This is a genomic window from Brevundimonas sp. Leaf168 (assembly GCF_001423685.1).
Classification (GTDB): Bacteria; Pseudomonadota; Alphaproteobacteria; order Caulobacterales; family Caulobacteraceae; genus Brevundimonas; species Brevundimonas vesicularis_C.
In genome coordinates, this window is the sequence record NZ_LMOY01000007.1 from 117,961 (window position 1) to 143,666 (window position 25,706).

Below are 25,706 nucleotides of genomic sequence, written 5' to 3' on the forward strand. Positions count from 1 at the left end.
AAATCGAATGTCCTCCATAATCCGTCCCACGCCCCGCCAACGCACCCGTCGTCTGATCGTCCTGGCCGCCGCCCTGTTCGCCATCATCGTGCCCTTGGTTCAGAACCTAGCGGGCCTGGGCCTGAACCAGGCCGAGTTCGCCGCCGACGGCAACAGCACCCTGCGCGTTGCGGGCTACGCCTTCTCGATCTGGGGCCTGATCTATATCGGCATTCTGGCCTATGCGATCCGTCAGGCCCTGCCGCAGACGGGCGAAAGCCCGCTGCTGGGCCGAATGGGTCTGCCGTCCGCCGTCGCCTTCTTCGGCATCGGATTCTGGATCATCGTGGCGGCCCTGAACCTGAAGGCCGCCAGCGTGGGCGTGATTTTCGCCTCGCTGATCGCGCTGTTGCTGCCGATGCTGGCCGTATCCGGCCACATCCGCGCGCTGCGGATGTTCGATCGCCAGCGCATCCTGCTGGTCTGGCCGCTGGCGGCCTTGGCGGGCTGGCTGACGGTGGCTGCGCCGCTGAACCTGATCACGACGGCGACCGCGTTCAACGCTCTTCCCGCCGCCCTGTCGCCTGACCTGTGGGCCATCGTCGCCATCGTCGCCGTCACGGTCGTCGCCCTAGCGGTGACGGCGGTGCTGCGCACCCTCGCCTATCCGCTGCCGACGGCCTGGGGTCTTCTGGGCGCGTTCGTCGCCGAACAGGCGGACAAGCCGACCGTCGCCTTCACGGCCTTGGCCGGCGCGATCGTCCTGCTGATCGGCGGCCTGCTGCTGACCTTCCGCCTGCGACCGGGCGTCGAACGCGCTCGCTAAGCCTCAGGGTTTGTCGGTGACCGCGTCGTCCTGAGGCGCATGGTCGTCGGCGCCCACGTCGAAGGCGCCGGTTTCGTCGAAGCCGACGCTGCCGACCCCGACGGCCGAACCGGTCAGCCGCTGACGACGGCTGGCCAGAGCCGCTTGCGGCGCCGCGGCGTCCATCTCCGCAGTGGTTTCAGGATCATTTGAACGATCCATCTGCTGGCCCGAGGCCGGGACGATGCGGTCGGTGTGGGGCTTGCTCACGACTCGTCCTCCTCGGCATCATCGGCCTGTTTCTGAGCCCGCTCGGCCAAGGCGGAGGCGCCGGCGTCGTCGGCGGCGATCTCGGGCAGGTCGTCATCTGCGGGGGTGGCGGCGGGGTCGATGGGCGTGTCGGTCATAGAGGCTCCTTTGGCTGTCGACGAAATCAACCACCTGCGATGGACGATGTTCCCCGTTCTTGCGCCGCGCGGGCTGACATTCGGCCCATCTGCGGCTAGAAGCGCCGCCCATGAGCGCTCCGCAAAAGACCATGGCTGAACTGGCCGCCGAATACGGCCTGGCCCCCAATGAATATCAGGTCGTCCTCGACCGACTGGGGCGCGAGCCCAACCACGTCGAGCTGGGCGTCTTCTCGGTCATGTGGTCCGAGCACTGCTCCTACAAATCGTCCAAGATCCACTTGGGCAAGTTCCCCACGACCGGAGAGCGCGTCATCTGCGGGCCAGGCGAGAACGCCGGCGTGATCGACATCGACGACGGCGACGCCTGCATCTTCAAGATGGAGAGCCACAACCACCCATCCTACATCGAACCCTATCAGGGTGCGGCGACCGGCGTGGGCGGCATCATGCGCGACGTCTTCACCATGGGCGCCCGGCCGGTGGCCCTGCTGAACGCCCTGCGTTTCGGCGATCCCAGCCATGAGAAGACCAAGCGTCTGGTCAAGGGTGTCGTCTCGGGCATCGGCGGCTATGGCAACTGCGTCGGCGTGCCCACGGTCGCGGGCGAGACCAACTTCCACAAGGGCTACAACGGCAATATCCTGGTCAACGCCATGTGCGTCGGCCTGGCCCGCGCCGACGAAATCTATTATTCGGCCGCGCCGGAGGCGGGCCATGACGTGGTCTATTTCGGCTCCAAGACCGGCCGCGACGGCATCCACGGCGCCACCATGTCCTCGACCGAGTTCGACGACGAGTCGGAGGCCAAACGCCCCACGGTTCAGGTCGGCGACCCCTTCGCCGAAAAGCTGCTGATCGAGGCGACGCTGGAGCTGATGGCGTCCGGCGCCGTCGCCGCCATTCAGGACATGGGCGCGGCGGGCTTGACCTCCTCCTCCGTCGAAATGGCGGGCAAGGGCGGCGTCGGCATCGAACTGAACCTCGATAAGGTGCCCCAGCGCGAAACCGGCATGACGGCCTATGAGATGATGCTGTCGGAAAGCCAGGAGCGGATGCTGGCGGTGCTGAAGCCCGGCTATGAGGACGTCGGCTATCGCATCTTCCAGAAGTGGGGCCTGGACTTCGCTATCATCGGCGTGACCACCGACACCGGCCATCTGGTGCTGAAGCATCACGGCGAGACCGTCTGCGACGTGCCGCTGGCGCCCCTGTTCGACGACGCGCCCCTGTATGACCGCCCGTGGGTCCAGCCGGCGCTTCAGCCCAAGCTGAACCACTCGGACATTCCTGCGCCCGAGAACTGGGCTGATGCGGTGATGAAGGTCGTCGCCTGCCCCGACATGGCCTCCAAGCGCTGGATCTGGGAACAGTACGACCGCCACGTCATGGCCGACACGCTGCAGGACTCCTCGACCGGCGCCGACGCCGGCGTGGTGCGCGTGCATGGCACGGACAAGGGTCTGGCCGTCACCTCGGACTGCACCCCCCGCTACGTCCAGAACGACCCCTATGAGGGCGGCAAACAGGCGGTGGCCGAGGCCTGGCGCAACCTGACGGCCGTGGGCTCGCGTCCGATCGCCATCACGGACAACCTGAACTTTGGCAATCCGCAGCGCCCGGAGATCATGGGCCAGATCGTGCGCGCCATCGACGGCATGGCCGAGGCCTGCCGCGAACTGGTGTTCCCGGTCGTGAGCGGAAACGTGTCGCTCTATAACGAGACCAACGGCGTCGCCATTCCGCCGACTCCCACCGTGGGCGCCGTCGGCCTGCTGCCCAACTATGACGTGGTGACCGGCTTCTCGACCATGGCCGAGGGCGATGCGCTGGTCCTGATCGGCCAGACCCAGGGCGAACTGGGCGCCTCCATCTATCTGCGCGAGGTCCTGAGCCGCGAGGACGGCGCCCCGCCGCCCGTGGACCTAAAGCTGGAGAAGAAGACCGGTGATTTCGTGCGCGACCGGATCGAGGCCGGCGAACTGACCGTGGTTCACGACCTCTCGGACGGCGGTCTGATCGGCGCCGCCGCCGATCTGGCGCTGGCCTCCGACGTCGGCGTGACCCTTGACGCCTCCAGCGCGGCCCACGCCCACATCTTCCTCTTCGCGGAGGACCAGGCCCGTTACCTGGTCGCCGTGCCTGACGCCGACGCGATCATCGCGAAGGCGCGCGAGGCGGGTCTGCACGCCTCGGTCGTCGGCCATGCGGGCGGCGCCGCCTTCGCCTCCAAGGGCGACAAGGGCGAACTGTTCAGCATCCCCGTCGCCCACCTGCGCGAATGGCACGAAGGCTGGATGCCGGGTTGGCTGGGCGACGCCGCATGATCCGCGTCCTGACGCCGCTCGCCCTGCTCGGCCTGCTGAGCGCCTGCGATGGCGGCGGCGATCCGGTGCAGCAGGCGCTTCGGGATACCTCCGCCGCCAACCAGGCTGCGGCGGCGCGCACGACGGAACAGATGGAAGCCGCGGGTCATGCCGGTCACGACATGGGCGGCTCTACCCCCGGAGACAAAGCCTTCGCCGCCTCCGAGGCCGAGATGCACCGCAAGATGGCCGCCGCCTCGGGCCAGACGATCGATCAGGCCTATGTCGCCAAGATGATCGCGCACCACGAAGGCGCCGTCGCCATGGCCAAGGTCGCCCTGCGCGACAGCCGCGACCCCGAAATCCGACGCATGGCCCAGAGCGTCGTCGACACGCAGACGCGCGAGATCGCCGAGATGAAGGCCTGGGCGCCGACCGCCCCTCCGGCGAACTGAGATTGGCCAAGGGACCCTATCGCGGCGGCGGAAAGCCAGCGGCGCCCACCCGCACCAAGGCTCCGTCGACTGGGCGCCCGTCGTCCAAGCCTTCGCAGATCACCAGAGACGAGCTGAGGCATTTCGCCTTTCGTGATCGCTCCAAAGAGGCATTTCTGGACGAGCTCGACCCCCTGCTCCGCGCCTGTTTCAAAAGCGGCTTCACCCGGCCTAACGAGGTCGCCGGCCTGCTGAACAAGGCGGGAAAGAGCACCGCCTGCGGCCGGCCGTGGACGCCTCACCTGGTCTGGGGTCTTCAACGCTACCTTTTCGAAAGGCGCGAAAAGAAGAGAGCGGCTCAAGCCGCGGCCCCCGCAGCGACGATTTCAAAACCCGCCGTGTCCAGCCAGCGCGCGAAAGATCTGGCTGCCGAAGATATGACGCGCTTGCTCGCCGCGATCGGCAGGGCGCGCCCGTCGCGTTGACGTCGCATTGATCCTGCATGAACGCAGGAGCCGGATCGCGCGTTTCAGGAGCAATGCGCCTGGCTGAACCGGCGACTTGAACAGGGAGCGTCTGATGGACGCGACGACCGCCGACACCATTTTCCGCCCTGCCATACCGCCCCGGCGCGCGGGCAAACCGCTGTCGCTGCTGCCCTTCCTGTGGATCAGCTGGCGCGATCCGATCCAGATGTGGTCCGAGCGGCATTTCACCGAGCCGCAACTGCATGGATCTTCGGCCTTTGGCGAAATCCTGGTTGTCAGCCATCCCGAGGGCGTGCGGCATGTCCTGACCGAGAACGCCGCCAACTATGTGAAGGGCGATCTGCAACGGCGTGTGCTGGGGCCGATGCTGGCGGAAGGGCTGCTGCTGACCGAGGGCGAGGTCTGGCGTCGCGCCCGGCGTATCCTCGCGCCCCTGTTCACCCCCGCCAAAATGGCGACGCTGAACGCCCGGATGGCCGAGGTCTGTCATGCGCGCGTGGCCGCCTGGTCGCTGTCGGCGCGCGGGCGGGTGCTGGATATCGACAGCGAAATGTCGGGCCTGACCTTCGACATTCTGTCGGCGACCATGTTCTCGGACGAGCTGGGCGGCGAGGCGCGCGGTTTCGAGCGGGCGTTGAACCAGTTCTTGGCCAACGGCGCGCGCATCGATCCGCTGGACGTGCTCGGCGCGCCGGACTGGGCGCCGCGCTTGGGCCGGCTGGCCAGTTTCCGCTCGGCCCGCTTCTTCGAGCAGCGCGTCACGAAGCTGGTCGAAGCCCGCCGCGCCCGGATCGAGCGTGGGGCCGGAACGGGCGAGGCGCCGCCCGACGACCTGCTCAGCGCGCTTCTGCTAGCCCGCGACGAGAACGGCGGACCCGGCCTGACCGACGAAGAGGTCGCGGCCAACATCCTGACCTTCATCCTGGCGGGGCACGAAACCACGGCCCGCGCCCTGGGCTGGACCCTGCATCTGCTGTCGCGCCAGCCGGAGTATTTGGCCCGGCTCCAGGCCGAGGCCGACACCTTCGAAGTCTCCGATCCGAAGTGGGCCGAGGCCCTGCCCTGGACCCGCGCCGTGCTGGAGGAAACGATGCGCCTGTTTCCGCCCGCCCCGACCATGGCCCGCAAGGCCCTGGCTGACGACGAGATCGGCGGACAGACGATCAAGGCCGGCGCCACCGTCATCATCTCGCCGTGGATTCTCCAGCGTCACCAGCTGCTGTGGGACGACCCAGACGCCTTCAAGCCAGAGCGGTTCCTGCCTGAGAACCGCAAGGCCATCGACCGCTACGCCTACATTCCCTTCAGCGCCGGCCCGCGCGTCTGCATCGGCGCCGCCTTCGCCCTGCAGGAGGCGATGATCGCCCTAGCCGCCATCCTTCGCGTCGCCGACGTTGAGGCCCTGACCACGGTGGAACCCCGCCCTGTCCATCAGATCACCCTACGCAGCCGCGAGCCGATGCGATTGCGGCTGAGGGCGCGGCGCAGAGTCTGACTAAGCGGCGCCGTCGCCGTTCCGCCAGGAACCGTCTATAGGTCGCGCCTATCTGCCCACTGGAGGTCGCCCTTGCGCACCGCCATCCTGCTCCCTCCGGGATGCCTGTTTTCCGAAGCCCAGCCGAACTCGATGGAGACGGTCGTGCGGACGATGGCGGGCGTCGATCAGGGCGGCGAGACGCGCATCTACTGCTGCCAAGGCGCGGAGGATGGTCCGGCGCCGGGCGTGGACGCCCTGCCGGCGGGGCGCAGCCGCATGCCCACCCTGATTGAAAGGCTGCGCGCCTTTCGGCCCGATGTGATCGAACATCATCAGCAGGTGAAACAGGCGTTGGCCGTACAGCAGGCCCTGCCAGACACCCCCCACCTGCTCTATCGCCACAACGCCGTGCGCCCGCCGCGCCACCCCATCGACCGATGGCGCTATCGCGCGCGCTATGAGAGGCTGGATGGCCTGATCTTCGTCAGCGTGGCGGAGCGCGATGCCTTCGTGCGCACCTTCCCCGATCTGAATGACCGGGCGTTCGCGGTGCCCAACCCCATCGACGCCGGCGCCTGGCTGGCCTCGCCCGAGGATCGAGAGCCGGTGATCGCTTTCGCCGGGCGCGCCATGCCCGAAAAGGGCGTCGATGTGCTGTGCGCCGCCCTGCCCTGCGTTCTGGACGCTCATCCCGACTGGCGCGCCGTGCTGATGCTGAACGACTGGGACGATCATGCGCGCTGGGCGGCCCGGCATGTCGCCCCGCTGGAAAAGTATGGCGACCGGGTCGAGGTGCTGAAGTCCGCGCCCTTGGGCGAGGTGCGGCGGCGGATGCAGACGGCCGCCATCGCCCTGACGCCGTCCGTCTGGGACGAGCCGTTCGGCCTCACGGCGATCGAGGCCCATGCGGCGGGCGCGGCCCTGATCTCGTCCGGCCGCGGCGGCCTGCGGGAAGCCAGCGGACCGAATGCCCTCTATGTCGATGCGGTGACGCCCACGACATTGGCGGCGGCGATGGACCGGCTGATCTCGTCACCCGAGGAACGATGGGCGCTGGCGCGATCCGCCCAGGCCTATGTTCTGGCGACCCATACGCCGCAACGTCGTGCGGCCGAGCTGATGGCAGTCCGTCAGACGGTGATCGACCGTCGCCGGGCGCGTCAGACGGTCGGGATCGCCTGAGACAACCGCCCGCCGACCCGGATCGGCTCGACCCGCTTGGCCAGACCCGTCCGGTCGTCCGTCTCGACGAAGACCCCGCATACCGTCGCCGGGCCGGAGGCCGGCATGTAGCGGCCGCCCGAAATCCGGGTGGTGAAGCGCCGCAGCGGCTCTTCCTTCTCGTTGCCGATCACGCTGTCGTAGTCGCAGCAGCCCCCGGCGTCGGTCTGATAGGCCGTGCCGCCGGGCAGGATCTGGCAGTCGGCGGTGGGCACATGGGTGTGGGTGCCGACCACCAGCGACGCGCGCCCGTCGCAGAAATGGCCCATGGCCATCTTCTCGGATGTGACCTCGGCATGCATGTCCACGATCACGGCGTCCGCCACTGCGCCCAGCGGCGCCGCCGCCAGTTCGCGCTCCACCGCCCCGAACGGATCGTCCATCGGGTCCATGTGCACCCGGCCCAGGACATTCATGACCAGAACCGTACGCCCCGAATGGGTTTCGAACAGATTGGCCCCGGCGCCTGGCGCATCCATCAGGCGCGGATAGTTGGCCGGCCGGATCAGGCGCGGCTCACGCACGATATAGGTCAGGGCCTCGCGCTGGTCCCAGCTGTGGTTGCCCAGCGTCAGGCAGTCGGCGCCCGCCATGAACAGCTCGCGCGCCGTGTTCTCGGTGATGCCGAAGCCGCCCGCGGCGTTCTCCGCATTCACGACCACGAAGTCGAGTTTCAGGTCCCGCTTCAGGCCCGGAAGATGATCGCTGATGCCGTCACGGCCGGACTTGCCGATGACGTCGCCGAAAAATGCCAGTCTCATGCGAAAAGTCTCATTCGAAAGCCGTATAGCCGGTCTCGGTCAGAACGCCATGCAGTCGAATGTCGTGAGGCTCCAACGCCAGCCGTTCGACCCTTTGGCCGGCATAGGCGAAACCGATGCGGATGGCGCCGGGTCGGGCGGCGAAGGTGCGGTCGTAAAAGCCGCCGCCCTGCCCCAGGCGCCCGCCCTGATCGTCAAAGGCCAGCAGCGGCGTCAGGATCAGGTCCGGCAGGACGACCTCGGCCAGCGGCAGAGGCGCCGGGCATCCGGCGGCGTCCAGTTCCAGCGGCTCGCCGGGCGACCAGGCGCGGAACTCCATCGGGGCGTCGCGCTGGACCACGACCGGCAGGCACAGCCGTCGGCCCGCCGCTTCCAGCGCTGCGGCCAGGGCGTCGGTGTCCAGCTCCGACCCCATGGCGCGATAGAGGGCGACGATCTGAGCGGCCGGAAGCGCACCGGCATGGTCTGCCGCCCGGCTGGCGGCCAAAGGATCAGCCTCGGCCAGACGCTTGCGTAAGGCGCGGGCGGCCGATCGGAGTTCGTGCTTGTCCTGGATCATCGAACCGCCCCTGCGAACATGTGCTCATGCAGCGAGCCGCCGCGCGGCGAGCGATAGCACATCACAGGGAGAGGGTGGCGGCGCCGCGCGAACCGTGAAGAACGTTTAAATCCTCTCGACCTGGGTAGCCAGGTGGGCTCCGTATGCCCAAGCCCTCGAGCCCGGACAGGGACAGATCCCGTAGAGTGAATTAAGGTCAGAAGGATATGTTGTCTTCGACGTGAGCCGCAGCAAGACCCGCCGTCGATCAAGATAGGCCTTCGCCGACCCCGACGCCAGCATCCGCAGCGGAATAATCGCCTAAAGGTTCTGGGCGATCTTTTCGATTCGCGCGGCGACCGCGTTCAGCGCCTCGGCGACCCCATCCGTCGAGGCCGGAGCCGGCGCGGTCGCTGACGAAGGCCCCGCCTTGCCGGCGTTCAGCCGCGCCTCATGCAGTTCGTCGGCCAGGATCAGCGCGGACATCAGAAACAGCCTCAGATCGCCGACATGGCCCACGTCGCCTGCGACCTGGCGCACCTGATTGTCGAACTGTTTCGCCAGGATGCGCACGCGCTCTTCCTGCCCGTCGGCGCACCCCACCGCATAGGGGCGGCCGTTGACCTCGACCGTCACCGTCGCCATCAGCCCGCCTCGCTTTCGGCCAGGGCTTCGCGCACGGCCTGGGCGGCGCGGCCCAGCGCCTCGGACGCCTCGCGCCCGGCGGCTTCCAGTTCCGCTATGCGCTGGTCGGTGGCGCGCGGTGCGAACAGATCGTCGTCCGCGATCGCGGGCGCCGAGGCGGGCCGCGCCTTCAGCTCCAGAATCTTGCGTTCCAGTTCGGCCAGGGCGCGGTCGATACGCGCCCGTGCGGCCGTGGTGGCGTCTGCCATCGGTCGCTCCTTTAGATTCCGTATAGAAGCCGAGGACGCGCCGGGGTAAAGGGGCGCGCCCCCTTTTTCCGCCTTCCCAACAGAGGTCTCCACAGTGACCGACGCCAAAACCGCACCAAAGGCCACGCCCGAGCAGATGGCGAACGCCATTCGCGTCCTCGCCATGGACGGCGTCGAAAAGGCCAAGTCCGGCCACCCCGGCATGCCGATGGGCATGGCCGACGTCGCCACGGTGCTGTTTTCCCGGTTCCTGAAGTTCGACGCCAGCCGCCCCGACTGGGCCGACCGCGACCGCTTCATCCTGTCGGCCGGCCACGGCTCGATGCTGATCTACGCCCTGCTGCACCTGACGGGCTACAAGGGCGCGACGAAGGAAGAACTGTCCAACTTCCGCCAGTGGGGCTCCAAGACCGCCGGCCACCCGGAGTACGGCCATATGCCGGGCGTCGAGGTCACCACTGGCCCGCTGGGTCAGGGCCTGGCCACTTCGGTCGGCTTCGCCATGGCCGAGCGCCATCTGGCGGCGAAGTATGGCGACGATCTGGTCGATCACCGCACCTGGGTCATCGCCGGCGACGGCTGCCTGATGGAAGGCGTGTCGCAGGAAGCCATCGCGCTTGCCGGCCGCTACAAGCTGAACAAGCTGCACGTCCTTTGGGACGACAATGAAATCACCATCGACGGCAAGGTCTCGCTGTCGGATGCGACCGACCAGAAGGCCCGCTTCAAGGCGGCCGGTTGGGCGGTCAAGGCGATCGACGGCCACGACATGAACGCCATCAAGGGCGCGATGAAGTGGGCCATGCGTCAGGACAAGCCCACCCTGATCGCCTGCAAGACCAAGATCGGCAAGGGCGCCGCCACGATGGAAGGCAGCCACAAGACCCATGGCGCGGCCCTGGGCGCCGCCGAGATCGCCGCCACGCGCCTGGGCCTGGCCTGGGATCACGATCCGTTCGAAATGCCCCAGACCATCGCCGACGCTTGGAAGAAGGTAGGCCGTCGCGGCGCCAAGGACCGCAAGAAGTGGGAGGCCCGCCTCGCCGCCTCGTCCCAGGCCACCGACTTCACCCGCGCCATGAAGGGCGACCTGCCCGAGGCCGCCTTCGACGCCCTGAACGCCAAGATCGCCGAACTGGTCGAGACCCAGCCCGCCCAGGCGACGCGCCAGTCGTCGGGCGCGGCGCTGGACGAACTGTTCGCCGCCATTCCCGAACTGGTCGGCGGCTCGGCCGACCTAACCGGCTCGAACAACACCTTCGTCAAGGGCACGCCGATCCTGGATGCGCCGGCCTATGAAGGTCGCTACGTCAACTGGGGCATCCGCGAGTTCGGCATGGCCGCCGCCATGAACGGCCTGGCCCTGCACGGCGGGGTCATCCCCTACGGCGGCACCTTCATGGTGTTTTCGGACTACAGCCGTCCGGCCATCCGCCTGGGCGCCCTGATGGGGGTGCGCGCCATCCACGTCCTGACCCACGACTCGATCGGCTTGGGCGAAGACGGCCCGACGCACCAGCCGGTCGAGCACTTGGCCGCCCTGCGCGCCATTCCGAATCTGCTGGTCTTCCGCCCCGCCGACACCGTCGAGGCCATGGAATGCTGGCAGATCGCCCTGCAGACCAAGACCGCGCCGTCGGCCCTGGCCCTGTCGCGTCAGAAGACCCCGGCCGTCCGCACCGTCGCCGCGACGGAGAACCTGTCCGCCAAGGGCGCCTATGAGATCAAGGCCTCCAATGGCGAGGCCAAGGTCACCCTGTTCGGCACCGGCACCGAATTGGCCCTGGCGCTGAAGGCCGCCGAAACGCTGGAAGCCGAGGGCGTGGCGACCCGCGTCGTCTCGGTGCCCTCGTTCGAGCTGTTCGAACAGCAGGACGCCGCCTACCAGGCCTCGGTCATCGGCCGCGGCACGGTCCGCGTCGCCGTGGAAGCCGCGATCAAGCAAGGTTGGGAACGCTTCATCGGCGAAGACGGCGCCTTCATCGGCATGACCGGCTTCGGCGCTTCGGCCCCGGCCGAGGTTCTGTACGAGAAGTTCAACATCACCTCGGACGCCATCGTCGCGGCGGTCAAGGCGCGGCTCTAGAACCTGGATCACTCCCCCGTGGCGCGACGCTTCGCGGGGGAGGAGTTTTTGAAAGCAGAAGCCATGAGCCGCATCGGCGCGATCAGCCTGCTTGTCCACGACTATGACGCGGCCATCGCCTTCTATGTCGGAAAGCTGGGTTTCGATCTCAGCGAGGATACCGACATGGGCGGCGGCAAACGCTGGGTGCGCGTCACCCCCAAAGGCGGCGAGACCAGCCTGCTGCTGGCGCGCGCCACGACCGACGCCCAAAAGGCCCAGGTCGGCAACCAGGCCGGCGGCCGGGTCTGGCTGTTTCTGGAGACGGGCGACCTGATGCGCGACCACGCCGCCTGGCTTGCCGCCGGCGTCCACTTTCGCGAAACCCCGCGACATGAGACCTATGGCAAGGTGGTGGTCTTCGAAGACCTCTACGGCAACGCCTGGGACCTGATCGAACCCGCTACCGGAGCCTGACGCCCATGAAACTCGGCACCCCGCTTTCCGACACCGCCGTGCGCGTGATGCTGCTGGGCTCGGGCGAACTGGGCAAGGAGGTCGCCATCGAGCTTCAGCGGCTCGGTGTCGAGGTCATCGCCGTTGATCGCTATCCCAACGCGCCGGCCATGCAGGTCGCGCACCGCAGCCACGTCATCCCCATGACCGACGCCCAGGTGCTGAACGGCGTCATCCTGGCCGAGGCCCCGCACTTCATCGTACCCGAGATCGAGGCCATCGCCACCGAGGTCCTGGCCGATATCGAGGCCGCCTGCATGGCGACGGTCGTCCCGACGGCTCGCGCGGTGCAGCTGACGATGAACCGTGAGGGCATCCGCAAACTGGCCGCTGAAGAGCTGGGCCTGCCCACCAGCCCCTACGCCTTCGCCGGCTCGGCCGAGGAACTGGCCGCCGGCGCCGAGGCCGTCGGCTATCCCAACTTCGTCAAGCCGGTCATGTCCTCGTCGGGCAAAGGCCAGTCCTTCGTCCAAGGCGCCGATGAAATCGCCGACGCCTGGACCTACGCCCAGGACGGCGGCCGCGTCGCCAGCGCCCGCGTCATCGTCGAGGGACGCATCGACTTCGACTTCGAGATCACTCTGCTGACCGTCCGCTCGCGCGACGCCGACGGCTCGACCCGCACCGATTTCTGCGCGCCCATCGGCCACCGCCAGGTCAAGGGCGACTACGTCGAAAGCTGGCAGCCGCAGCCCATGACGCCCGCTGCGCTGGCCGCCTCCCAGGACATCGCCGCCAAGGTTACTGCGGCCTTGGGCGGTTACGGCGTCTTCGGCGTCGAACTGTTCGTCAAGGGCGACCAGGTCTGGTTCTCCGAAGTCTCGCCCCGCCCGCACGACACCGGCCTGGTCACCCTGGCTAGCCAGACGATGAGTGAGTTTGCGCTGCACGCCCGCGCCATCCTGGGTCTGCCCATCGACGTGAACCAGCGTGAACCCGCCGCCAGCGCCGTCATCTATGGCGGCATGGACGCGCAAGGGGTCGCCTTCGAGGGCGTCGCGGAGGCCCTGTCGGTCCCGACCGCCGATCTGCGTCTGTTCGGAAAGCCCGAGGCCTTCGAGCGCCGCCGCATGGGCGTGGCTGTCGCCCGCGGCGCCGACGTCGAACAGGCCCGCGATCGCGCGCGCGAAGCCGCAGGCTTTGTAAAGGTCGTTCGGGGCTGACTTTCGCCACCTCCTCGCTCCGCAGCGAGGAGACGTCTGATCCCTCATTTCTACGACTTTAGTCGATTGGCCTTGTCCCGCATTGTGGTGCAAACCAAGGGCGAGGGTCGCAGTCAGCCGGCCGGGAGGGATCTGTCGTGGGCAAACTCAGCACACCCATAATCTTCGGCGCCATCGCCATCCTGGGGGCGGTGTCCCTCGGCATCATCGCCCTGCATCAGGGCGAGAGCATCAGCGCGGTCTGGATGGTGGTCGCCGCCGTCTGCACCTATGCGATCGCCTATCGGTTCTACAGCCGCTACTTGGCCAACAAGGTCATGCAGCTGAACCCCGCGCGCCTGACCCCTGCCATGCGCCGCAACGACGGGCTGGACTATGTGCCGACGCCCAAGAACGTCCTGTTCGGCCACCACTTCGCCGCCATCGCCGGCGCAGGCCCGCTGGTCGGGCCGGTGCTGGCCGCCCAGATGGGCTATCTGCCGGGCGTCCTGTGGATCCTGGTCGGCGCCGTGCTGGCCGGCGCGGTGCAGGATATGATGGTCCTGTTCATGTCCACGCGTCGCGACGGCAAATCGCTGGGCGACATGATCCGCACCGAAATGGGCAACATCCCCGGCATCATCGCCCAGGTCGGCGTCTTGATGATCATGGTCATCATCCTGGCAGTTCTGGCCCTGGTCGTGGTCAAGGCCCTGGCCGAAAGCCCGTGGGGCACCTTCACCGTCGCCGCCACCATCCCCATCGCCATCTTCATGGGCCTATACACCCGCTTCCTGCGGCCGGGCCGCGTGGGCGAGGTCTCGGTGATCGGCGTCGTGCTGCTGATCCTGGCCATCATAGGCGGCGGTCACATCGCGGCCGATCCGTTTTGGGGTCCGGCCTTCACCCTGACCGGCCCGACCCTGGCGATCCTGATGATGGTCTATGGCTTCATCGCCTCGGTCATTCCGGTGTGGCTGCTCCTGGCGCCGCGCGACTATCTGTCGACCTTCCTAAAGATCGGCGCGATCGTGGCCCTGGCCGTCGGCATCCTGATCGTGCGTCCGCACCTTCAGATGCCGGCCATCACCCCCTTCATCGACGGCACCGGCCCGGTCTTCGCCGGCGCCCTGTTCCCCTTCCTGTTCATCACCATCGCCTGCGGCGCGGTGTCGGGCTTCCACGCCCTGATCTCGTCAGGCACGACGCCCAAGCTGCTGGAGAACGAAGCCCAGATCCCGATGATCGGCTACGGCGCCATGCTGTGCGAAAGCTTCGTCGCCGTCATGGCCCTGATCGCCGCCACGGTGCTGGACCCGGCCGTCTATTTCGCCATGAACAGCCCGGTCGCCGTCATCGGCAACGACGCGGTCTCGGCCGCCGCCGCCGTGGCCCAGTGGGGCTTCCACATCACGCCCGGAGAGCTGGAACAGCTGGCCCGCGATGTGGGCGAACATTCCATCCTGTCGCGCGCAGGCGGCGCCCCGACCCTGGCGGTCGGCATGGCGCACATCCTGTCCGGCGTGATCGGCGGCAAGGCCATGATGGCCTTCTGGTATCACTTCGCCATCCTGTTCGAAGCCCTGTTCATCCTGACGACCGTGGACGCCGGCACCCGCGTCTGCCGCTTCATGATCCAGGACCTGCTGGGCGTCGCCGTGCCCAAGATGCGCGAAACGAAGTCGTGGGGCGCCAACGTCGTCGCCACGGCCCTGACGGTCGGGCTGTGGGGCTATTTCCTCTACACCGGCGTGGTCGATCCGCTGGGTGGCATCAACAGCCTGTGGCCCCTGTTCGGCATCGCCAACCAGATGCTGGCCGCCGTCGCCCTGATCCTGGGCACCGTCGTCCTGTTCAAGATGAAGCGCGAGAAGTTCGCCTGGGTCATGGTCGTTCCCGCGACCTGGCTGCTGATCTGCACCTTGACGGCGGGTTTCCAGAAGCTGTTCCACCCGGATGTCCGCATCGGCTTCCTGTCCCACGCCCGCAAATATCATGAGGCGCTGGGCGCCGGCGAACTGATCGCCCCGGCCAAGAGCATCGGCGACATGCACCGCATCGTGGTCAACGACTACGTCAACTCGACGCTGACGGCGGGCTTCCTGTTCGTGGTCGTGACCATGGTCGTCTATGGCGTCCTGGCGTGCCGCAAGGCCTATGCGAACAACCGCCCGACGGTCCGCGAGTATCCGGAAAGCCACCAACTGACGGCGGCCGACGAGGCGGCGGATGCGGCCCGTGCCTGACGTTCAGGATGACCTGCTGTGCCTGTGCCGCGACACCGCCCTGCGGTGGGGTCGCGGCGTCCGGCGCACGGCCGGCGCCATGATCGGTCAGCCGGACTATCAGGCCTATGTCGATCACGCGGCAGCGACCCATCCCGACCAGCCGCCGCTGGACAAGACCGCCTTCTTCCGCCTGCACGAGCAGCGCCGCTTCGGCGGCGCCGGCGGGTTCAAATGCTGCTGATCTAGAGGCCGCTGGCGGGCGTCGAAGCCCTCGCCCGTTCCTCCGCTCGAAGCGCGGCGATCGCCGTCTCTAGCGTCGGGTCGTCGCCCGCGCGGCGCTGGGCCACGGTGCGGGGCGCGGCGATGTCCGGGGTCACGCCCCGCTTCTCGAGCCGAACCCCGCCCGAAGTCACGAAGTCCGCCCGGCTGAGCGTCAGCCGCCCGCCGTCCGGCAGATTGGTCTCCTGCGCGATCAGCACCGATCCGCCGGTCTTCTCGCCCACCACGATGCCGCGCCGCGCCTCCTGCAAGGCGGCCGGTGTCAGTTCGGCGGCGCTGCGGCTGCCCTGATCCACCAGAACCGCCACATCATTGGCCAGGGGATCGCGCCGATCGCCGCAGTCGCCCGCCGCCCTCAGCACCACCGGCCGGCCGCTGCGTCCCGTCCGCGTCGCCCAGACCTGATCGCGCGGCAGGAAACAGGTCAGGACCGATTCCGCCTCCATCAGCCGCCCGCCAGGATTGCCGCGCAGGTCCAGCACCACATCGACATCGGGCGGCAAGCCTTCCAGTTCGCTGCCCATCCAGGCGCCTAGCCCCTTGTCGAACTGTTCGACGCGCAGCACCAGCACCCCCGGCCGCGACTTGTCAGCGGTGAACGGCTCGATGGCCTCCATCACCCGCGGCGTCAGGGCGATCTCGCGCCTCTGCCCCGCATCGTCGGTCAGGACCAGTTGCACCGGGACCCCGTCATAGGTCTCGACATCCGGTCCCCAGGGCTTCCCGTCGACCGAATTCAGGGCCCAGCCCATCTGCACCCCCGCCGCCTCGGCCGGCGAACCCGGCCGGACACGTTCAACGGTCCAGTCGTCCGGCGTATCGCCCCGCATCAGGGTCAGGCCCATCACGGCGCGACGGGCGAACTGCGCCTCCTGACGTCGCACCGCCGCCGGCGGACTGGCCGCCGCATGACCGTCGTCCAGCAGATCCAGCATCGCATTGATGACGCGGTAAAGCCCCCGCTCATCACTCGCCGCCAGGGCCTGGGGCCGGAACGTCGCCCGCGCGGCGTTCCAATCCACGCCGTGCAGGGTCGGATCGTAATAGCCCCGCCGCACCTCGCTCCACACCCGGTCGAACACCCGCTGGTTCAGCCTCACGCGGTCACGCGATGACGCTGCGGCGACCACCGGATCGACAACCGGCGAATCTGCCGGTTGGGCTACGGCCGGAGCGCTCAACGGCAGGCCAAACAACATGAGGCTGAAAAGCCGGGCGGAAACGCTCAGACGCATGAGCGCCATCTGACGTCAGTCGCCCGCTTCGCTCAAGTCACGACTGCGCGCTATTCCGGCACCCGCACCCCGTCCCAGGCGAAGACGCCGCCGCTGTCGGCAGGGGTCAGGTTCGACAGCACGGACAGCAGCCGCTCGGCGGAATAGTCGGCCGTGAACAGCTTGCCCTCCGCCACCCCCTTCTGGAACGGCGCGCTCAGGTCCGTCACCACAGTACCCGGATGCAAACCGGCGATCACCGCCTGCGGATGGCTGCGCGCCATCTCGACCGACAGAGTGCGCAGGATCATGTTCAGCGCCGCCTTGGACGCCCGATAGGCGTGCCAGCCGCCCAGCCGGTTGTCGGCAATCGACCCCACCCGCGCCGACAGGGCCGCGAACACCGCGCGCCGATCGCGCGGTATCAGCGGCAGCAGATGTTTCGCCGCCAGCGCAGGCCCAACCGCATTGACGCGGTAGTCCCGCAACAGGTGTTCCGCATCCAACTGACGAAACGACCGTTCCGGCTGAAGCCCGTCGTGCAGTACCCCGGTCGCCACGACGATCACGGTTGGGGCCGGCCCCTGGCCGATCCGTTCGGCGGCCGACGCCAAACTGGCCTCATCCTCCAGATCGGCGGCCAAACCTTGCGCGCCCGCCACATCCGCGCCAGACCGCGACACGGCCCAGACTGTATCGAACGCGCCGTCCGCCGCGATCCGCTCGACCATCGCCCGGCCGATGCCGCCCGTCGCCCCGATCACCACCGCCGATCCGTTCATCGCGTCTCCCTTCGTCGTTCGTCCCATGATAGGGGCGCGGCATGAGCATCACCACTGTCGGCCTCGATGCCGACGACACCCTCTGGCACAACGAGACGATCTTCCGCCTGACCCATGCGCGGTTCGTCGATCTTCTGGCCGACCACGGCGACGAGGCGACCATCGAGGCGCGCCTGGCCGAAACTGAGCAACGCAACCTGCGGCTCTATGGCTACGGCATCAAGGGCTTCACCCTGTCGATGATCGAGACGGCGATGGAGCTGACGAACGGCGAAGCTCCGCCCCATGTCGTGCGCGAGATCCTGGCCGCCGGTCGCGAGATGCTGGCCCACCCGGTCGAGACCCTGCCCGGCGTGGACGCGGTCGTCGCCGAACTATCCGAAAAATACCGACTTGTCCTGATCACCAAGGGCGACCTGCTGGATCAGGAGCGCAAACTGGCCGCCTCAGGCTTGGGCGACCTGTTCAGCGCCGTCGAGATCGTCTCAGAAAAGGATCGCGCCACCTACGAGCGGGTCTTCAACCGCCACGGCACCGGCCCCGCCGAGGCCGTCATGGCCGGCAACTCCATGAAGTCCGACGTCCTGCCCGCCATCGCCGCCGGCGCCTTCGGCGTCCACATCCCCTACCACGTTACCTGGGCCCACGAATTGGCCGACGCCCCGGTGGACGAGCCGCGCTACGTCTCCTTGGGCCGCATCAACGAACTGTCTAACTGGATCGCGGCGACTGATTTAAAGCGAGCTATACCTGTTTTAGCGGCAGCCAAACGGCTGGAAATTGACGCGGTACGTCTCACTTGACGCTGACGTGCTTCTTTTATGACAGGTCGTAAAATCCTTGCGCGCAAAACAGAGTTTGGCGATGGCCACGCTTGACGAAGCCACCTGTGTCAGCTTTGTGCCCATCGTATGGCAGTTTGGACATGGTATAGACTTCGCAATGCCGCATCTGCTCAGGGAGAATTTATGCGCCATCTTCTTTTGACATCTACGGTCTTGGCGGGCGTGCTCGTTACGACCAGCGTCGCAGCACAAACGACTGAGCAGGAAACGCTCAACGCAGGGCCAGTGTCCGCTCAGGCTCAGCCCGCAGATCAGGTTGCAGAGATTGTCGTTACTGGCTCACGCATCCGGCGCGACCCAGTGAACTCGGCAACCCCGCTCATCCAGGTTTCTGGCGAGCAACTGCTGACCACCGGCCAATCGACTGTCATCGACTATCTCGCTACGATTCCGGCCCTATCGAACTCACAAGTGCCTTCCGACAGCACGGGCGTCCTCGGTATCGGCGGCCTGTCGTTCGCTAACCTGCGCTCGCTCGGTGCCGGTCGCACCCTGACCTTGGTCGACGGCCGCCGCCACGTAGGTTCACAGGGCGGCACACTGTCGGTTGACGTCGACACTATCCCCCGTCTGTTAATTCAGAACATCGAAATCATCACGGGCGGCGCATCGTCGGTTTACGGCGCTGACGCCGTCTCGGGTGTTCTGAACTTCGTCCTGCGCAAGGACTTCGAAGGCCTAGAACTGGATGCCAACTATGGCATGATCAACGACAACGGCGAAGCGACCCGCCGTGTTTCGGCCTTGCTGGGCAAGAACTTCTTTGACGATCGCCTCAACGTTTATGGTTTCGGCGAATATGAAAAACTAGACGAAGTTCAGTCGATGGACATCGACTGGCTGCGGAACGCCCGCGGGCTCGTCGGTATTGACGCCGATCCGACCAACGCTCGTTATGATGGTAACCGAGACAACCAGCTGTTCTACGGTTACCGCACCCTGCAACGTCCGCGTTGGGGTCAGACGACCCTGGCTAACAACCAGCAGGCCAGTTCGCTGAACGATCCTGATGTGCCTTACGCCAACTGCGCCAGCGTCAACACGGCGATCGGCGGCAGCAGCGCGAACTGCTTCTCGGTCGAACCGGGTCGCACTTGGGTGTTCGATGGCACGACCGCCCGTTTGGCCAACTTCGGCCAACGTATCGGCAACACCGGCATCAATCGTCCGCTGACCATCGGCGGCGACGGCGATCAACCGGCCGAGTTCTCGACCATCACGCGCGTCCCCGCCTCGGAGTCTCAACGTTATCAGGTCGGCGCGAACTTCAAGGTCACCAACGACATCCTGGCCTTCGTCGAAGCCAAATATGTGACCGAAGACACGCACTTCTCGTCTCAACCAGACTTCTACGACTTCATCCTAGGAGATGACCTGCCGAACAGCTTCTACGGTACCGCGACGACAGCGAATCAGATCGGATCGAACTACAACTTCTTCAATCGCCAAGGTCTGCGTATCGCCGACAACGCCTACATCCCTGACAATCTGCGTCAGGCGATCTACGCAAACCGTATCACCCTCTACAATCCGCCCACCGCGACCGAGCCGAGCACTGTCGCTGGCACGGCTGCAGCCCCTTATGCGCGTCACACCCTGTTCGGCGAAAACCGCGACCAATACAGCACGCGTGACCTGCTACGCTTCGTGGCAGGCGTTCAAGGCAGCTTGGACTCGGTTTCCTTCGTCAAGAATGTCGATTGGAGCCTGTCCTACACCTATGGTCAGGTCGAGGTTGAAGAAACGGAAACCGGCACAGATGCCCTGCGGGTCAATTTGGCGGCCGACGCCGTGCGAGACACTGCTGGCATCCTCGGCACGCCCGGCGCCATTGTGTGCCGTTCGCAACTGCTGAACGCTCAAGGTTTGCCGCTAGACGACTACTTCCTGCCGTTTAATGATCTGCGTGACAGCCAAGTCGGTCGCGATGCGGTCGCCAACTGCCAGCCGCTAAATATCTTCGGCGTCGGCAATCAAAGCCAAGCTGCTCGCGATTACATCAACGCGTTCGTGAACTACACTGAGCGTAATGAGCAGGAAGACGCCATCGCATCGGTTTCCGGCCAACTGTGGGACTTCTGGGGTGCCGGTCCGATCGGCGTGGCTTTGGGATACGAGCATCGCCGCGAGTACACCGAAGCTGTTGGGCGTGACGCCTCAACGGCTGGGCGCGCGCTGTTCCTGAACGGTGGTCCGGACTTCCCGGGCGCGGAGTACACCAGTGATGAAGGCTTCACCGAGCTTTCTCTACCTCTGTTCCGTGACTCCATACTAGGCGAGTACGCGGAACTGAGCGGATCATATCGCTACTTCGACTACAGCACGGCTGGCACTGGCGACGTCTATGGCGTCAACTTGATCTACCGTCCGATTCGCGACATCACCTTCAAGACCAGTTTCAACACGTCGTTCCGCGCGCCTGACCTGAGCGAAAACTTCTCCCCGCTAGGTGAAACATTCGCCAACAATTTTGTTGATCCCTGCGCTACTGCCAACATCGCCCTTCAAACGGCGGAAATTCGCGCAAACCGGATCGCCAACTGCACGGCCTTGGCGCAAGCTAGCGGCCTGACCTTCGACTTTGCTGGGAACACTGCGACTAACACCGACGACTTCAACCCGGTGTATGGCAGCGGCGTATCGGGCGTAACGGGTGGCAATCCCAACCTGACCCCCGAAGAATCGGAATCCTTCACCTTCTCGACCGTGTTGCAGCCCCGGTTCATTCCGAACTTCAGCTTGGTGCTCGATTACTATGAAATCGAGATTACGCAGGTGATCGCCTTCGTGTCGGCTCAGACTGCCGCCAACAACTGCGTCAATGGCCCAGGTCTGAATAACTCGGCCTGCGCCACCATCTTCCGTAATAACCCGCAGATTCCGTTCGGCTTGGGCGCTCCGGCGAACGATCCGATTGGCGGTTTCGTCGAAGGCGCACTGAACTATGCGGCCCTGACCACGCGTGGTCTGGACTTCACCGCGCGTTATGGTTTCGACTTCGACGAGATGGTTGGCCGCAACTGGGGTCGCCTGGATTACTCGCTGGCAGGTTCTTGGCTGATCGAGCAGGAAAACTTCCTCGACTCGACCAATGCCGCCAACTACACAAGCGATCGTGGCAATCTGTTCTTCCCGAATGTCCGCTTCACTTCGTCGCTTACATACACGCCGAACGATACATGGAGCGTCAACTGGTCGGTGGACTGGCAGTCTGCTCAAAACATCAACCGTAACCGTGATCTGATCTTGAACGCCGATAACCGCGCGCAAGATTTGAACAACACTGGTAACTTCATGCGCAACGATTTCACGGTCCGCTACAATGTCCGTGACAATCTGTCTCTGCGTGCTGGCGTCACGAACGCCTTTGACGCGGAACAGGCACCGCAGTTGGGTCAAACGCTTTACAGCAACTTCGACCCCTACGGCCGTCGTTTCTTCATCGGGCTTAACTACCGCGCCTGGTAAGACGACAAACTAAATGACGAGAAGGGGCGGCCTATGGCCGCCCCTTTTTTTTACATGAGTGCCATCTCCCTTGTCAGGCGGCCCCTCCCTCTCTAAACGGGCCGCTTAACCGACAAGCAGACGTGAGCGTCGCAGGGCCAGGCTCTGCGGGGGCTTCGCGCGCGTAGAGAACGAAGGACGACGCACTCCCTTGGACGCCTCGGACATCTGTCATGACGAACGCGACGCCATGGTGCGCGCGGCGCTGGCCGAACAGGGCGACAGCGGTGTGACGCCGCGCCATACGTTGTTCTACTTCTATGGCGAGGGCGACCACGGCGACCTGAACGAGGTCGCCCGGCGCGCCGGCTTCCTGACGCGTGGCGCCGACGACATGACGGTGCTCGAAACGACAATGGCGGTGGACGAGGCGTCGTTTGCGGCGACCTCGGCCATGATGCAGACCTGGGCCGCGGCCTTCCAGCTGGAATATGACGGCTGGGAATGCGCGGTCGTGACCCACTAGCGTTCAATAAGAAGAAGAGCTGGCGATGCCCAAGCGCACAGACATCAAGTCCATCCTCATCATCGGCGCCGGCCCGATCGTCATCGGCCAGGCGTGCGAGTTCGACTATTCCGGCGTTCAGGCCTGCAAGGCGCTGAAGGCGGAAGGCTATCGGGTCATCCTGGTCAACTCGAACCCCGCCACCATCATGACCGACCCGGAGGTGGCCGACGCCACCTATATCGAGCCGATCACGCCCGAGATGGTCGAGAAGATCATCATCAAGGAAAAGCCCGACGCCCTGCTGCCCACCATGGGCGGCCAGACCGCGCTGAACACCGCCCTGGCCCTGCATGAATCCGGCGCCCTCGCCAAGCATGGGGTCGAGATGATCGGCGCCAAGGCCGAGGTCATCGACAAGGCCGAGGATCGCCAGAAGTTCCGCGACGCGATGGACAAGCTGGGCCTGGAATCGCCCCGCTCCAAGGCCGCCCATTCGATGGAGGAGGCGCTGGAGGGACTGGAGTTCGTCGGCCTGCCCGCCGTCATCCGCCCGTCCTTCACCCTGGCCGGAACCGGCGGCGGCATCGCCTTCAACCGCGAGGAGTTCGAGGAGATCGTCCTGCGCGGCCTGGACCTTTCGCCGACCACCGAGGTGCTGATCGAGGAATCGGTCCTGGGCTGGAAGGAATATGAGATGGAGGTCGTCCGCGACACGGCGGACAACTGCATCATCATCTGCTCGATCGAGAACGTCGATCCGATGGGCGTCCACACCGGCGACAGCATCACCGTCGCCCCCGCCCTGACGCTGACCGACAAGGAATATCAGCGGATGCGGACCGGCTCGATCAACGTGCTGCGCGAGATCGGCGTGGAGACGGGCGGCTCGAACGTCCAGTGGGCGATCAACCCCGCCGATGGCCGCATGGTCGTGATCGAGATGAACCCGCGCGTGTCGCGCTCGTCGGCCCTTGCGTCCAAAGCCACCGGCTTCCCGATCGCCAAGGTCGCGGCGCGTCTGGCGGTCGGCTACACCCTGGACGAACTGACCAACGACATCACCCAGGTCACGCCGGCCAGCTTCGAGCCGTCGATCGACTATGTCGTCACCAAGATCCCGCGCTTCGCCTTCGAGAAGTATCCGGGTTCGGAGCCCCTGCTGGGCACCTCGATGAAGTCGGTGGGCGAAGTGATGGCCATCGGCCGCACCTTCCAGGAATCGATGCAGAAGGCCCTGCGTGGGCTTGAGACTGGCCTGTCGGGCTGCGACGAGGTCGAGATCGAAGGTGTCGCCGGCGCCGAAGACGACGCCACGGCCCGCGCCGCCGTCGTGCGGGCGCTGGGCGTTCCGACCCCCGACCGCATCCGGGTCATCGCTCAGGCCTTCCGCCACGGCCTGACGGTCGAGGAGGTCAACGCCGCCTGCGCCTACGAGCCCTGGTTCCTGCGCCAGATCGCCGACATCGTCCGCGAGGAAGGACACGTCCGGGTCAAGGGCCTGCCGACCGATCCGACCGAGTTCCGCCGTCTGAAGTCCAAGGGCTTCTCCGACGCCCGTCTGGCTCAGCTGACCGGCCAGAGCGAGAAATCCGTCCGGACCGCCCGTCGCGGCCTGAACGTGCGCCCGGTGTTCAAACGCATCGACACCTGCGCCGCCGAGTTCGCCAGCGCCACCGCCTATATGTATTCGACCTATGAGACCGGCGCTCTGGGCCAAATCCCCGAGTGCGAGTCGGAGCCGACGAACAACAAGAAGGCCATTATCCTGGGCGGCGGTCCGAACCGGATCGGCCAAGGCATCGAGTTCGACTACTGCTGCTGCCACGCGGCCTTCGCCTTCGACCAGATCGGCGTCGAGAGCATCATGGTCAACTGCAACCCCGAGACCGTCTCGACGGACTACGACACCTCCGACCGCCTGTATTTCGAGCCGCTGACGGCCGAGGACGTGCTGGAGCTGATCGAGGTCGAGCGCTCCAACGGCGACCTGATCGGCTGCGTCGTCCAGTTCGGCGGCCAGACCCCGCTGAAGCTGGCCCACGCCCTTCAAGAGGACAACATCCCCGTCCTGGGCACCAGCGTCGACTCCATCGACCTGGCCGAGGATCGCGAACGCTTCCAGCAGATGCTGGAGGGCATCGGCCTGCGCCAGCCGCCCAACGGCCTGGCCCGTTCGGCCGAGGAGGCGGCGCAGAAGGCCGAAGAGGTCGGCTATCCTGTCGTCCTGCGCCCCTCCTACGTCCTGGGCGGTCGCGGCATGATGATCGTCCACGACCGCGAGCAACTGGACCGCTACGTCCACGAGGCCATGCGCGTCTCGGGCGACGATCCGGTCCTGATCGACCACTATCTGAACCGCGCCACCGAGGTGGACGTGGACGCCCTGTGCGACGACGAGACGGTCTTTGTGGCCGGCGTCCTGGAGCATATCGAGGAAGCCGGCGTCCACTCGGGCGACAGCGCCTGCTCCATGCCGCCCTTCTCGTTGCGGCCCGAGATCGTGGACGAGCTGAAGCGTCAGACCACCGAAATGGCCAAGGCCTTGAAGGTGCGCGGCCTGATGAATGTGCAGTTCGCCATCGAGGAGCCGCACAGCGAAAGCCCGCGCATCTTCGTGCTGGAGGTCAATCCGCGCGCCAGCCGCACCGCGCCCTTCGTGGCCAAGACTATCGGCCAGCCCATCGCCTCCATCGCCGCCAAGGTCATGGCTGGCGTGCCGCTGAAGTCGTTCGGTCTGACGGACAAGCCCTACGACCATATCGCGGTCAAGGAAGCGGTCTTCCCGTTCGCTCGCTTCGCCGGGGTGGACACCGTCCTGGGCCCGGAAATGCGCTCGACCGGCGAGGTCATGGGCCTGGACTTCAAGCGGCCGGGAGAGGCCGACATGGCCCCTGCCTTCGCCCGCGCCTTCGCCAAGTCCCAGATCGGCGGCGGCACGACCCTGCCGACCTCGGGCTGCGCCTTCATTTCGGTCAAGGACGAGGACAAGCCCTTCATCGTCGACGCCGCCCGGACGTTGCTGGCCGAGGGCTTCAGCCTGATGGCCACCGGCGGCACCCACGCCTATCTGGTCGAACAGGGGCTGGAGGTGAAGCTGGTCAAGAAGGTGCTGGAAGGCCGCCCGCACATTGTGGACGCGATGAAAAACGGCGAGGTCCAACTGGTCTTCAACACCACATCGGGCAAGCAGTCGCTGCAGGACAGCTTCTCGCTGCGCCGCACCGCCCTGATGATGAAGATGCCCTACTACACCACCACAGCCGGCGCCCTGGCGGCGGCCCAGGCCATCGGCGCGATCAAGGCTGGCGACCTGGATGTGCGGGCGATCCAGGACTACGCCTGACGTTGACGAAATCTCCGGTTTTCGGCCG

22 protein-coding genes and 1 other RNA gene are annotated in these 25,706 nt (G+C 66.2%); 14 read left to right on the forward strand and 9 right to left on the reverse strand.

Translation table 11 applies throughout. The features are described from left to right. Positions 1 to 7 precede the first annotated feature (7 nt). The gene (locus ASF81_RS05420) at positions 8 to 805 is read left to right on the forward strand and encodes a hypothetical protein (RefSeq protein ID WP_055805992.1); all 798 of its coding nucleotides are present in this window, start codon (positions 8 to 10) and stop codon (positions 803 to 805) included. 3 nt (positions 806 to 808) lie between these two features. On the opposite strand, the gene ASF81_RS05425 is transcribed toward ASF81_RS05420, so the two are convergent. Then, on the reverse strand, positions 809 to 1,054 hold the full coding sequence (locus ASF81_RS05425; RefSeq protein ID WP_055752957.1) for a hypothetical protein: 246 nt from the start codon (positions 1,052 to 1,054) through the stop codon (positions 809 to 811). Continuing rightward, positions 1,051 to 1,191, reverse strand: coding sequence for a hypothetical protein (locus tag ASF81_RS15000; RefSeq protein ID WP_156363161.1), 141 nt, complete (start codon positions 1,189 to 1,191; stop codon positions 1,051 to 1,053). The genes ASF81_RS05425 and ASF81_RS15000 overlap by 4 nt, the downstream gene beginning before the upstream one ends. Positions 1,192 to 1,301: 110 nt before the next feature. On the opposite strand from ASF81_RS15000, the gene purL reads away from it, so the two are divergent. The 4 genes from purL to ASF81_RS05450 all read left to right on the forward strand — a co-directional run bounded on the left by purL (position 1,302) and on the right by ASF81_RS05450 (position 7,078). Further along, a complete protein-coding gene (gene purL, locus ASF81_RS05430; protein ID WP_055805998.1) occupies positions 1,302 to 3,518 on the forward strand; it encodes a phosphoribosylformylglycinamidine synthase subunit PurL in 2,217 nt (738 codons plus the stop codon). Beyond that, the gene (locus ASF81_RS05435) at positions 3,515 to 3,952 is read left to right on the forward strand and encodes a DUF305 domain-containing protein (protein ID WP_055752955.1); all 438 of its coding nucleotides are present in this window, start codon (positions 3,515 to 3,517) and stop codon (positions 3,950 to 3,952) included. Before purL ends, ASF81_RS05435 begins: the two co-directional genes overlap by 4 nt. A gap of 558 nt (positions 3,953 to 4,510) precedes the next feature. Next, positions 4,511 to 5,914: a cytochrome P450 gene (locus ASF81_RS05445; RefSeq protein WP_055806908.1), complete on the forward strand. Its 1,404-nt coding sequence runs from the start codon at positions 4,511 to 4,513 to the stop codon at positions 5,912 to 5,914. A gap of 72 nt (positions 5,915 to 5,986) precedes the next feature. After that, entirely contained in the window at positions 5,987 to 7,078 is a 1,092-nt protein-coding gene (locus tag ASF81_RS05450) for a glycosyltransferase family 4 protein (protein WP_235559242.1), read from the forward strand. Here the strand turns inward: ASF81_RS05450 and ASF81_RS05455 are convergent. The 5 genes from ASF81_RS05455 to ASF81_RS05470 all read right to left on the reverse strand — a co-directional run bounded on the left by ASF81_RS05455 (position 7,057) and on the right by ASF81_RS05470 (position 9,309). Next, entirely contained in the window at positions 7,057 to 7,878 is an 822-nt protein-coding gene (locus ASF81_RS05455; RefSeq protein WP_055806007.1) for a TIGR00282 family metallophosphoesterase, read from the reverse strand. The two genes, ASF81_RS05450 and ASF81_RS05455, sit on opposite strands and share 22 nt — an antisense overlap. Before the next feature lie 10 nt (positions 7,879 to 7,888). Beyond that, positions 7,889 to 8,437, reverse strand: coding sequence for a 5-formyltetrahydrofolate cyclo-ligase (locus tag ASF81_RS05460; protein WP_055806011.1), 549 nt, complete (start codon positions 8,435 to 8,437; stop codon positions 7,889 to 7,891). Positions 8,438 to 8,513: 76 nt separating this feature from the next. Next, positions 8,514 to 8,674, reverse strand: a non-coding RNA gene (gene ssrS / locus ASF81_RS14780) — 6S RNA. A gap of 63 nt (positions 8,675 to 8,737) precedes the next feature. Next, positions 8,738 to 9,061, reverse strand: coding sequence for a cell division protein ZapA (locus ASF81_RS05465; RefSeq protein ID WP_055752950.1), 324 nt, complete (start codon positions 9,059 to 9,061; stop codon positions 8,738 to 8,740). Further along, positions 9,061 to 9,309 (reverse strand): hypothetical protein, encoded by a 249-nt coding sequence (locus ASF81_RS05470; protein ID WP_055806014.1) that lies wholly within the window; start codon positions 9,307 to 9,309, stop codon positions 9,061 to 9,063. The genes ASF81_RS05465 and ASF81_RS05470 overlap by 1 nt, the downstream gene beginning before the upstream one ends. A 94-nt stretch (positions 9,310 to 9,403) precedes the next feature. Here ASF81_RS05470 and tkt point away from each other — a divergent pair, with 94 nt between their 5' ends. From tkt to ASF81_RS05495, 5 genes are all read left to right on the forward strand, one after another. After that, positions 9,404 to 11,395, forward strand: coding sequence for a transketolase (gene tkt / locus ASF81_RS05475; protein ID WP_082503464.1), 1,992 nt, complete (start codon positions 9,404 to 9,406; stop codon positions 11,393 to 11,395). A 63-nt stretch (positions 11,396 to 11,458) separates the two neighbouring features. Beyond that, positions 11,459 to 11,851 (forward strand): VOC family protein, encoded by a 393-nt coding sequence (locus ASF81_RS05480; RefSeq protein ID WP_055806018.1) that lies wholly within the window; start codon positions 11,459 to 11,461, stop codon positions 11,849 to 11,851. A 5-nt stretch (positions 11,852 to 11,856) separates the two neighbouring features. Beyond that, on the forward strand, positions 11,857 to 13,053 hold the full coding sequence (purT, locus tag ASF81_RS05485) for a formate-dependent phosphoribosylglycinamide formyltransferase (protein WP_055806021.1): 1,197 nt from the start codon (positions 11,857 to 11,859) through the stop codon (positions 13,051 to 13,053). 137 nt (positions 13,054 to 13,190) lie between these two features. Continuing rightward, entirely contained in the window at positions 13,191 to 15,278 is a 2,088-nt protein-coding gene (locus ASF81_RS05490) for a carbon starvation CstA family protein (RefSeq protein ID WP_055806024.1), read from the forward strand. Continuing rightward, positions 15,271 to 15,501 (forward strand): YbdD/YjiX family protein, encoded by a 231-nt coding sequence (locus ASF81_RS05495; RefSeq protein ID WP_231576559.1) that lies wholly within the window; start codon positions 15,271 to 15,273, stop codon positions 15,499 to 15,501. Before ASF81_RS05490 ends, ASF81_RS05495 begins: the two co-directional genes overlap by 8 nt. Position 15,502: 1 nt before the next feature. On the opposite strand, the gene ASF81_RS05500 is transcribed toward ASF81_RS05495, so the two are convergent. Next, entirely contained in the window at positions 15,503 to 16,774 is a 1,272-nt protein-coding gene (locus ASF81_RS05500) for a S41 family peptidase (protein ID WP_235559243.1), read from the reverse strand. 50 nt (positions 16,775 to 16,824) lie between these two features. Continuing rightward, complete coding sequence (locus tag ASF81_RS05505) at positions 16,825 to 17,535, reverse strand: SDR family NAD(P)-dependent oxidoreductase (RefSeq protein WP_055806030.1); 711 nt, start codon at positions 17,533 to 17,535, stop codon at positions 16,825 to 16,827. 41 nt (positions 17,536 to 17,576) lie between these two features. Between ASF81_RS05505 and ASF81_RS05510 the strand changes: the two genes are divergently transcribed. The 4 genes from ASF81_RS05510 (at position 17,577) to carB (ending at position 25,678) form a co-directional block, all read left to right on the forward strand. Then, positions 17,577 to 18,338 (forward strand): HAD family hydrolase, encoded by a 762-nt coding sequence (locus tag ASF81_RS05510; RefSeq protein ID WP_055806032.1) that lies wholly within the window; start codon positions 17,577 to 17,579, stop codon positions 18,336 to 18,338. A 165-nt stretch (positions 18,339 to 18,503) separates the two neighbouring features. After that, positions 18,504 to 21,848 carry a TonB-dependent receptor domain-containing protein gene (locus ASF81_RS05515; RefSeq protein WP_162237577.1) on the forward strand — a complete coding sequence of 1,115 codons (3,345 nt, stop codon included), beginning with the start codon at positions 18,504 to 18,506 and terminating at the stop codon, positions 21,846 to 21,848. Between the two features lie 190 nt (positions 21,849 to 22,038). After that, positions 22,039 to 22,353: a ribonuclease E inhibitor RraB gene (locus tag ASF81_RS05520; RefSeq protein ID WP_235559244.1), complete on the forward strand. Its 315-nt coding sequence runs from the start codon at positions 22,039 to 22,041 to the stop codon at positions 22,351 to 22,353. A 25-nt stretch (positions 22,354 to 22,378) separates the two neighbouring features. Beyond that, complete coding sequence (carB, locus tag ASF81_RS05525; RefSeq protein WP_055806038.1) at positions 22,379 to 25,678, forward strand: carbamoyl-phosphate synthase large subunit; 3,300 nt, start codon at positions 22,379 to 22,381, stop codon at positions 25,676 to 25,678. Positions 25,679 to 25,706: the final 28 nt, after the last annotated feature.